Source organism: Methanobrevibacter sp. (assembly GCF_017431965.1).
Lineage (GTDB): Archaea > Methanobacteriota > Methanobacteria > Methanobacteriales > Methanobacteriaceae > Methanocatella.
Map to the genome: position 1 here is coordinate 20,685 of NZ_JAFRKB010000052.1, position 10,132 is coordinate 30,816.

The 10,132-nt window shown below is 35.8% G+C and carries 11 protein-coding genes; 10 read left to right on the plus strand and 1 reads right to left on the minus strand.

What is annotated here, in order from left to right; all coding sequences use genetic code 11:
• Nucleotides 1–9 precede the first annotated feature (9 nt).
• From IJI93_RS07780 to IJI93_RS07820, 9 genes are all read left to right on the plus strand, one after another.
• The gene (locus IJI93_RS07780; protein ID WP_292821882.1) at nt 10–396 is read left to right on the plus strand and encodes a hypothetical protein; all 387 of its coding nucleotides are present in this window, start codon (nt 10–12) and stop codon (nt 394–396) included.
• A 20-nt stretch (nt 397–416) separates the two neighbouring features.
• Nucleotides 417–1,739 carry a UDP-glucose/GDP-mannose dehydrogenase family protein gene (locus IJI93_RS07785; RefSeq protein ID WP_292821884.1) on the plus strand — a complete coding sequence of 441 codons (1,323 nt, stop codon included), beginning with the start codon at nt 417–419 and terminating at the stop codon, nt 1,737–1,739.
• Nucleotides 1,740–1,748: 9 nt separating this feature from the next.
• Nucleotides 1,749–2,678, plus strand: coding sequence for a glycosyltransferase family 2 protein (locus IJI93_RS07790; RefSeq protein ID WP_292821886.1), 930 nt, complete (start codon nt 1,749–1,751; stop codon nt 2,676–2,678).
• A gap of 161 nt (nt 2,679–2,839) precedes the next feature.
• Nucleotides 2,840–3,667 carry an amino acid ABC transporter substrate-binding protein gene (locus tag IJI93_RS07795; RefSeq protein WP_292821888.1) on the plus strand — a complete coding sequence of 276 codons (828 nt, stop codon included), beginning with the start codon at nt 2,840–2,842 and terminating at the stop codon, nt 3,665–3,667.
• Nucleotides 3,668–3,699: 32 nt separating this feature from the next.
• Nucleotides 3,700–4,350 carry an amino acid ABC transporter permease gene (locus tag IJI93_RS07800; RefSeq protein ID WP_292821890.1) on the plus strand — a complete coding sequence of 217 codons (651 nt, stop codon included), beginning with the start codon at nt 3,700–3,702 and terminating at the stop codon, nt 4,348–4,350.
• 11 nt (nt 4,351–4,361) lie between these two features.
• Nucleotides 4,362–5,045, plus strand: coding sequence for an amino acid ABC transporter ATP-binding protein (locus IJI93_RS07805; RefSeq protein WP_292821891.1), 684 nt, complete (start codon nt 4,362–4,364; stop codon nt 5,043–5,045).
• 113 nt (nt 5,046–5,158) lie between these two features.
• The gene (locus IJI93_RS07810; RefSeq protein WP_292821893.1) at nt 5,159–5,797 is read left to right on the plus strand and encodes a zinc ribbon domain-containing protein; all 639 of its coding nucleotides are present in this window, start codon (nt 5,159–5,161) and stop codon (nt 5,795–5,797) included.
• A gap of 110 nt (nt 5,798–5,907) precedes the next feature.
• The gene (locus IJI93_RS07815) at nt 5,908–7,809 is read left to right on the plus strand and encodes a glycosyltransferase (protein WP_292821895.1); all 1,902 of its coding nucleotides are present in this window, start codon (nt 5,908–5,910) and stop codon (nt 7,807–7,809) included.
• Between the two features lie 14 nt (nt 7,810–7,823).
• The gene (locus IJI93_RS07820) at nt 7,824–8,816 is read left to right on the plus strand and encodes a glycosyltransferase family 2 protein (protein ID WP_292821897.1); all 993 of its coding nucleotides are present in this window, start codon (nt 7,824–7,826) and stop codon (nt 8,814–8,816) included.
• Here IJI93_RS07820 and IJI93_RS07825 read toward each other — a convergent pair.
• Entirely contained in the window at nt 8,765–9,643 is an 879-nt protein-coding gene (locus IJI93_RS07825; protein WP_292821899.1) for a hypothetical protein, read from the minus strand. The genes IJI93_RS07820 and IJI93_RS07825 overlap by 52 nt on opposite strands.
• 112 nt (nt 9,644–9,755) lie before the next feature.
• On the opposite strand from IJI93_RS07825, the gene IJI93_RS07830 reads away from it, so the two are divergent.
• Nucleotides 9,756–10,132 (plus strand): flavodoxin (locus IJI93_RS07830; protein WP_292821901.1); only part of this gene is annotated, 377 nt, incomplete at its 3' end.

Consider the following 10,132-nt stretch of genomic DNA (forward strand, 5'->3'; position numbering starts at 1 on the left):
AGTGTGAAAATGGATACAAGAAAATTGACAATAATAGCTGTTGTAATCCTTGTAATAGCTATAGGCGCTTTCATATTCATATCAACAAACTCCCACAATACAAAGCTTGACGTGACAAGCAATTCCACATTAAAAAGCGGGGATTACTTTACTGTCGTTTTAAAAGACGAGTACCGCAATGTCTACCCGAATCAGGTAATCGACGTTAAGATTTTGGATGATTCCGGTTGGGCAAACCATTACAATGCAACAACCGATGAAACCGGTACCGCCAGAATCGTATTGGGAGTTATGGATAATGGAAACTATACTGTCCATACCACTTTCAACGGAACTATGTTCTTGCACAGCTCAAAGACAGTTTCAAGCTTGGAAATAAATGACGGTTTAAATTAGTTTGATTGGAGAATTATTACATGAATATTACAGTTATTGGAACAGGTTATGTGGGCCTTGTAACAGGGGCTTGCTTTTCAAAGATGGGAAATAAGGTTTACTGCGTAGATATAGATGAGAATAAAATCGAAGGGCTCAAGAATGGGGTTTTACCAATTTTTGAACCTCATTTGCGTACAATTGTTGTGAACTCACAGGAAAAGGGTGATTTGATATTCACTACAGACATCAGGGAAGCCCTTGACGACACCAACATTGTCTTCATTGCCGTTGGAACACCTATGGCCGAAGACGGAAGCGCAAACCTCGAGTACATCTTTTCGGCCGCAACTGACATAGCGCAAAACATAACAAAGGATTCCCTGATTGTAATCAAATCAACCGTTCCTATCGGAACAGGATTTAAAGTCAAAAAGCATATTGAGAACATATTAAAAGAGAACAACTCAAATGTTGAAATAAAGATAGCTTCAAATCCCGAATTCCTGAAAGAGGGAAGGGCGATTGAAGACTGCATGCACCCTGACCGTATTGTGATAGGTGCCGAAAGCGAAGACGTGTTCGATACCTTAAAGGACCTCTACTCATCATTTGTACTGAATCATGACAGGTTCATACTTATGGATGTCAAATCATCCGAAATGACCAAATATGTTGCAAATGCAATGCTTGCTACCAAGATTTCCTTCATGAATGAGATAGCAAACATCTGTGAAGTTACCGGAGCTGACGTTCAGAAGGTCAGACTGGGTATAGGATCAGACAAGAGAATCGGATATGACTTTATTTATGCAGGCTGCGGATATGGAGGAAGCTGTTTTCCAAAGGATGTTCAGGCCTTAATCAATACATCACAAACTCATGGATATGAACCTGAAATCCTCTCCCATGTGGAACTTGTAAACAAAAGGCAAAAGCTTGTACTTGTCAATAAGATAGTAGACAGATTCGGTGAAGACCTCTCAGGTTTGACATTTGCCGTCTGGGGCCTTTCATTTAAGCCGGGAACAGATGATGTGCGTGAAGCGACTTCACTTGTTGTAATATCAGAACTTGTAAAAAGAGGCGCTAAAATCAAGGCATATGACTCCCAGGCAACCGAAGAATTTAAAAAGGCGATTGATGATGAATGTCTCCCTTCAATTGAATTTAAGCAAAGCAGATACGAAGCCATTGACGGTTGTGACGCTTTGATTTTAATCACCGAATGGAAGGAATTAAGAAATCCTGACTTTGATTTGCTCTCAGAAAAACTCAATCAAAAGATAATATTTGACGGCAGAAACATCTATGATAAAAAGATTAGAAATATGGGATTTGAATTATATCAAATTGGATGCTGATGTGGTAAGATGAAAACAGCTGTTTTAATTCCTTGTTATAATGAATCTGCAACAATAGAAAAGGTTGTCAAAGATTTCAGGCAGGTTTTGCCGCATGCTGATATATATGTATATGACAATAACTCAACAGATGGCTCAGATGAGATAGCCAGAAATGCCGGTGCCATCGTCAGATATGAATATCAGCAGGGAAAGGGCAATGTAGTCAGAACCATGTTTCGCGAAATCGATGCGGACTGCTACATTATGGTTGACGCAGACGACACCTATCCCGCAGAAGCCGCAAAGGAATTTGAAAAGCTGGTTTTGGATGGAAAAGCAGATATGGTTATAGGCGACAGATTGTCATCAACATATTTTACACAAAATAAGCGATTGTTCCACAATACAGGAAACAGGATGGTACGAAAATTCATCAATCTCTTTTTCAGAAGCGATTTGAATGACATCATGACTGGAATGAGGGCCTTCAGCTATAATTTCGTCAAATCATTTCCAATCTCCTCAAAAGAATTTGAAATAGAAACTGAAATGAGCGTTTTTGCTTTATTGAACAATTTTAAAATCATTGAAATACCGGTTGAATATAGGGATCGTATTGAAGGAAGCGAATCCAAGCTCAACACCTATAAGGATGGCTATAAGGTCATCATGATGATTATAGCTTTGATTCGTGACGAAAGGCCGTTGTTTTTCTTCTCAACTGTATCTTTAATCCTTCTAATAATTGCGGGAATATACTTCTTCCCGATTTTTTCAATGTTTCTCAAGACAGGCTACGTTTTAAAGATTCCTTCACTGATTGTGATTTCAACAGTTGTCATAGTAGCAACAATAATCTTTTTAACCGGTGTCATTTTGCACGTTCTCAAAAGGCAGCACGCGGACAATCTCGAACATCACCTAATCCTATTAAATGAAATGAAGAAGAAGGAATAGCTTCTTTCACACTTCATTTAAATGCAAAAACATTATATGTGATTTGCAGAATCTTTTTTTAGTTCAATTTTTAATATAAATACATAAATATATTGAATAATAAATTATATTATAGTAGATTTTATCTACAAAAATATAGTTATAACTATTTGGTGTTTTTTATGAATAAAAAGATAGGAATAATATTAGCTTTAGTCGTAGTATCTTTATTGATGCTAGGAACTGCAAGCGCAGGATTTTTTGACTTTTTAGGTGGGGGAGATTCTAATCAAACTGCAAACGATAATGACACTTTAGTTGTTGGATTCGATGCTGAATTCCCTCCTTACGGATATAAGGACGACAATGGAAGCTATACTGGTTTCGATTTAGACTTAGCAAAAGAAGTTTGTGAAAGAAACAACTGGACATTTAAAGCACAACCTATTGACTGGGATGCAAAAGATGCTGAATTAGAATCCGGTTCTATCGACTGTATCTGGAACGGATTTACCATTGACGGCAGGGAAAACGACTACACCTGGTCCAACCCATATTTCGACAACAAACAAATTATTGTTGTTAAAGCAGATTCAGGAATTGATTCCTTAGCAGATTTAGCTAACAAAACAGTTGAAACACAAAAAGATTCATCTGCTTTAGCTGCTCTTCAAGGTGACAACAAAACTATCGCTGATACTTTTGCTACCTTAACTGAAGTGGCTGACTATAACACTGCATTTATGGACTTGGAATCCGGCGCATGTGACGCAGTAGCTATGGATATCGGTGTTGCTGAATATGACATCAAAAACAAAAACAACTCCGACGACTTCAAAATATTGGATGACTACATAACTACTGAAAAATACGGTATTGGATTCAAAAAAGGAAATGACGCTTTAAAAGACCAAGTACAAGCAACTTTAGACGAAATGTTTAAAGACGGTACTGTAGCTAAAATTGCTGAAAAATACGGTATCTCACAAGATGCCCTAATCCAACCATAAAATTATTAGTTTAAAGAAGGGAGAATTATCAAATGATATTGAGTACAGTAATTGAACAATTACTCAGCGGTATGGTTACCTCTATTGAGATATTTCTGCTTACTCTCTTATTCTCCCTTCCCCTTGGTCTAGCTGTTGCCGGGGGAAGGATGAGTAAGTTCGCACCTCTCAGGTGGTTAATGAAAATTTATATCTCAATCATGAGAGGTACACCGTTAATGCTACAGCTGATTGTAGTATTTTTTGCACCTTATTATGTATTTGGAATTAATCTTTCTGCAGATTATAGGTTTATTTCTGTTATTATTGCATTTACCATCAATTATGCGGCTTATTTTGCTGAAATTTATAGAGGAGGAATCGAATCTATCAATAGCGGACAATATGAAGCTGCACAGGTATTGGGATATAGTAGACTTGAAACATTTTTCATAATAATATTGCCTCAAGTATTTAAGGTAATTCTTCCGTCTGTAACTAATGAAGTAATTACACTTGTTAAGGATACTTCCCTTTCATTTGTTATTGCAATTCCGGAGATGTTTACAGTAGCTAAACAGATTGCAGCTGCCGATGCATCCATTGCAGCATTGCTGGTAGCAGGTTTATTCTATTATGTATTCAATGTGCTTGTTGCATTCGTAATGGAATATCTCGAAAAAAGGCTTGATTATTACGAATAGGAGGAATATATATGAGTTTGCTTAAAATTGAAAATCTTAAAAAAAGCTTCGGCGATAATGTTGTCCTGAAGGATATTTCTCTTAGTGTTGAAAAAGGTGAAGTTTTAGCCATTATCGGACCGTCAGGTTCAGGAAAATCAACATTGCTTCGATGCATTACCGGTTTGGAAGAGGAAGACAGTGGTGTAATTGATTTTGAGGGAACATTCGGTTTGGTTTTCCAGAATTTCAATCTGTTCCCACATCATTCAGTAATGAAAAACATTACTAATGCACCTTTAAGAGTTCAAAAAAGAAAAAAGGATGAAGTGTTTAAGCACGCCCGCGAACTTTTAAAGAAAATGGGTCTTGAAGATAAGGAAGATGCATACCCTTGTGAACTTTCAGGGGGTCAGCAGCAAAGGGTTTCAATTGCCAGGGCTTTGGCAATGAATCCGGACATCTTATTTTTCGACGAACCTACCTCAGCGCTTGATCCGGAACTGACAGGAGAGATTTTGACTGTCATCAAAGAGCTTGCGGCTGAGCATATGACAATGGTTATTGTCACACACGAAATGGCCTTTGCCCGTAATGTGGCAGATACAATAATATTCATGGATGGCGGTGTTATTGTTGAGGAAGGCTCACCTGAAGAGGTTTTCTCATCCGAAAACCAAAGGATGAAAGATTTCCTTGGTAAATTTTATGACTAGATATTTTTTCAAATATCTAACTTCTTTTCTATTTTTAATTACATATGAATAACTTTAATTAATATTGTGGATAAAGTATTATTAGTGACAAATCACTGATGGTGTAAATTTTTATGATATGTCCTAATTGTAACAGCGAAAACAATGAGGGTGCTAAATTTTGCAAGAAATGTGGTACTCCTTTAAACAATAAGAAAATGGACCATGGAACTCTCATAAATTCCATGGAAAGTGAAAAATCTGATAATACAACTAAAATTATTATCATAGCTTTGGTTATTGTTGCTTTAGTATTGGCTGGCGCGTTTATCTATCTGCAAGGGTTCGGCAATGGAAATTCACAGTCATCATCAGATGCCGCAAATGTATCCACTGCTGCAACTCCGCAATCATCTTCGTCAACTGCCACACCGCAATCTTCATCAAGTTCCATGAGGATATTGAGCGGCAGTTTTTCAACTGGAAGTGCCGAATCAGATAAGACATATGCTTCAATTTATGTAGGTACCCAGTATTCAGGTCAAAGCGTAATTGTGCAGATTTGGTACAGCAGAGACGGATCAACCCTAAACCACGGTAATATGGTTCCTGTTACCGTTCACTCCGACGGCTACATTCAGGTATCAAGTGCCGATGCATATCATTACTATCCTGATACTGCAAAGATAAACCTGTATGATAGTAATTCAAAATTATTGGATTCAAAAACTGTATATTTAAGTCCAACTAGCGGTACTCAAACATTTAGTTGAGTACTTCTTTTTCTTTTTTTATTAAATTAATTTAAAAAAAATTTTTATATCATCATTTACATATTTTTAATTGTAAAATAGTATTTCCTTGACTCTAAGGGTGTTTAATCATGTCAAATCCGAAAATTTCAGTAATTGTTCCAGTTTATAATGTTGAAGACTACATAGCCGAAACTTTAGAATCCATATTGAATCAGAGCATTATTGATGATATTGAAGTTATAATGGTTGATGACGGTTCAACTGATGACTCAAGATATATCATTGAAAGATATGCCTGGGATTATCCTAATTTTTATGCATATCACAAGGAAAATGAGGGGCTGCCGATTACCAGAAATTACGGATTGAAATTCGCCAAAGGGGATTATATACACTTTTTTGACTCGGATGACTATATTGCCCCAGAGGCATATGAAAAATTGTATGATTTGGCTTCAAGCAATGATTCAGATATAGTAATTGGAAAAACATTAAGGTTTGCAAGATATAATGTCTGGGAAAATGTCCTTCTGTTTAATAATTCATTCATGGGAATCAGCCAAGACATTGACTCGACGACTTTTGCCGATTTGCCTCAAATACTGTGGGATACAATTACATGCAATAAGCTTTTCAAAAGGGAATTTCTGGAAAAAAACGACATTAAGTTTATAAATAAAAGAATACTCTTTGAAGACATTTTATTTTCCCTTGAATCATACATACTTGCCGATGCAATTTCAATATCTAAAGATCCGTTTTATTACTGGAGATTAAGAAATGACAATTCATCCATTACCCAGCAGGAAACCGATGTAAAAAACATTAAGGACAGACTGGAAATTTTGGAATTGTCTCAAAAGATACTTGATAAATATGACGTAAGTCAGGATATACTCAATCGGGAATACCATAAATGGCTGAATCATGATTTGATTTTTTTCATTTCCAGATTTGATTGTTATCCAAAAGAGGATTATGAAGAATTATTTGACAAAATATATCGCATAGTTAAAGTGATGCCTTCCGAATTAATCGAATCTTTAAATTCATACAGGAAAGTTTTGTTTAAAATGGTTCAGAATAATGATTATGATAATTTCATATTATTTGCCCATTTACAGGAAAATTTGCGAGAAAATCCTGTTGTTCCATCCTTCATTGATGATAAATATAAGAATTATTTTGATTTTAAAGAGGATTTGAAAGATGAAGAAGCAATTGTAAGGATAACGCATGTAGACCATGACAAATCCAGTTTAATCATTGATTTCAATGGAATCCTCAATTATCTTGGAGATGAGAAGTATGAAATCTCAGCCAGCCTGGTGGATGTGGAAAATCACTATCCTTTGGAAGTGAAGATGTCCAAAAATCCTCAGATTATTATTCCCCTATCACTACTTAAAGATAAGGAACAATTAATGGTCAAGGTCTGTTATATATTTGATGACTTTACAAAGGAAGCCCTTTTAAAAAATAACCTCAGAACATCATTTAAAGTCGATGATTACTATATTGACTTGAATATCGGTCATGATTCCTATTTGTATATTGACTCAAAACATGATAGCTCAAACCAGATAGAGATTTCAGATATCGGGTTCAACAATAAGGAATTTATTTTTAAAGCCAAATCTGTGAATAAAATTGATCAGATTTATATTCAAAATATTATTGACTTTAACAGATGCTACTATCCGGTAGAATATACTGACAACACTAATGACTTTACGTTTAAGGTCGATTACAATGACTTGTTTAATGGTGCCGTGAAAAAGTTTGAAATCAACTGTGATGAATCGCAGAATTCCATTAATCTGACAAAACCATTCACACATCATAGTATGTCTAACAGTATAAAATTTATGAATATGAGAAATAAGATCTTTATAGAGCATGACATATCATCATATGCCGGTGAAAGAAACAGGTTACTGGAAGAAAATGAAAGGCTGAATAAGAAAATCAAGGAATTCGAATCCAGAAAAGTAATACGAATTGCAGACAAACTTAAATCTTTTAGATAAAAACAGGAATTCTCATGACAAGGATATCAGTAATTTTGCCTGTTTTCAATGGCGAGAAGTATATCAAAAAGGCAATCGATTCGGTTTTAGGCCAGACACTGTCTGATTTTGAATTGATTATAATAAATGACGGATCAACAGACAGTACTTTAAACATTATCAGAGGTTATGATGATGAAAGGATAACCCTGATTAATCAGGAAAATCATGGTCCCGGAAATGCCCGAAACAAAGGCCTTGAAAAGGCGACAGGCGAATACGTGATGTTTCTTGACAGCGACGATTGGTTTTATAATGATGCATTTGAAATAGCTTACAGAAATTCTTTTGAAAATGACACTGACATATCCATTTTCCAGATAATAAAGTATGATGGCAACAACTATTCTCAAAATGACTGGTTCAATCTAAACAATTTCTCAAAGGATTTTGAAAACAGGGTGTTCAATCCCCATGAATGCGGTGATTTTCTATTTGACATATCGGTAAGCGCCTGTCAAAAGATTTTTAAAAGGCAGTTTCTATCCCAAATAGATGCAAAGTTTCCTGAGGGCATATATTTTGAGGACATGCCATTCTTCTTTTATACATTCCTTAATGCAGAAAGGGTATCCATAATAAAAAGGCATCTTTATGTAAGGCGAAAGCATGAAGGCTCAATTACCGAGGCTGTCGACAGCAAATTTCTGGATACCGTTCCGGCCGGCCAGATATTGATGGACATTTTCATAGAAAATGATTGGTATGATATGTATAAGTTTGACCTGCTTGCCTTTAAAATCAATGGTCCTCGATATGCTTTATTGGGCATTGAAGAAAAATACAAAGAAAAGCTTTACACATTAATTAAAAAGGACTACGATGCAATTAAATTAACCCAATATTATGATGACTATCTCGAAAATCTCGGACCTGTAAAAAGGAAATTCTTTTTGGACATCATAACGTCAAATGACTATGAGGAGTTCAAAATCCTGAACCAGACAAAGTCCTCGCCTGCAAAGTAGCTGACCAAAATTGAAGTTATGGATATCACAACATATATTGCTGTAACGGATAATGGAGTGTTTATCAGAAACATCCATAAAAAGACAAGTTCCATCAGGTAAAATACTATTTTTTTCTCTGCAACATGTGAATAGCTGAGCAATCCCAAAAGGACAGGTGTGACTATGATGGCAAGGATATACAATATTGACATTTCAAGGCTTACCAGTCCATCGATTGGCATGTTGAAGAGAAACATGTATAAATACATCTCCAGTACTGTAAGGAAAAATCCCTGAACCGCTCCGCAGATTGCCTGAGCCAAAGTGTGCTTTTCCAAAAGAACCCTTGACCAGATCATTATAGGGTAAAGTATGGCGAATAATGCACCGAAAGGACCCAAAAGCAATATCAATGCACCTACAGGACCGCTCATTCCTGTGGTGTGAACGCTTATTTTCCATTTTAAGGTTATAAGCATCACAATAAATGTATTGACTGCATAACAAAGAAGAAGCAAAGTCAGGAAGTGGTCGACATTAAGCAGCAGGGAAATGAAAAACCCAATCAGATATGATACAACGCCCACTATCAGGGGAGTGAATCTGTCCTGACGGTTTGAGATGTCCTTGTCAGTATTTAATTTTTTAGCCCAATACAAAATGATTGCCATCGGCAGAATTGAAGCGAAAACAAGTGAAATCAACTCGAGAACAATGAATTTGTTTAAACTGAAAACTCCATTTTCATAGGACAATACAATACATATTATCAAAAAAAGAGGTATTGTGATAATCGGAGGATTTGTTATTGTGGATATTGTCTCGGCGATTTTTATTTTGTTCATGTTAATAGTTTATATCCTAATCAAATAAATATTTTTTAATTTAAAATTAACTGTTGCCATTGCAATTGTTGTTAGTGCAACATTTATATACTAGTATACTATAACTATAATAATGAAATCATTAATAGCATATTATTCAAGAACAAGCATTACAAAAAAACTTGCTGAGGAAATTGCAGGCAAGCTGAACGCTGATATTGAAGAGATTGTACCTAAAGTAAACTATCAGGGAAAGATAGGTTATGCCCGTGGAGGAAAGGATGCAATCACAGAAAAGATCATAGACCTTGAGCCTTTAAAATACGATCCCCAAGACTATGATGTAGTTTATCTTGGAACACCTGTATGGGCAAGCAAGGCTTCAACTCCTTTGCTTTCATACATCAAACAGAATGAAGGAAATTTTTCGGATGTCAAGTTCTTCGTGACAGCCGGAGGATCAGGGCTTGATTCAACTTTAGAGCAGATGAAAAAATATGTATCAAAAAA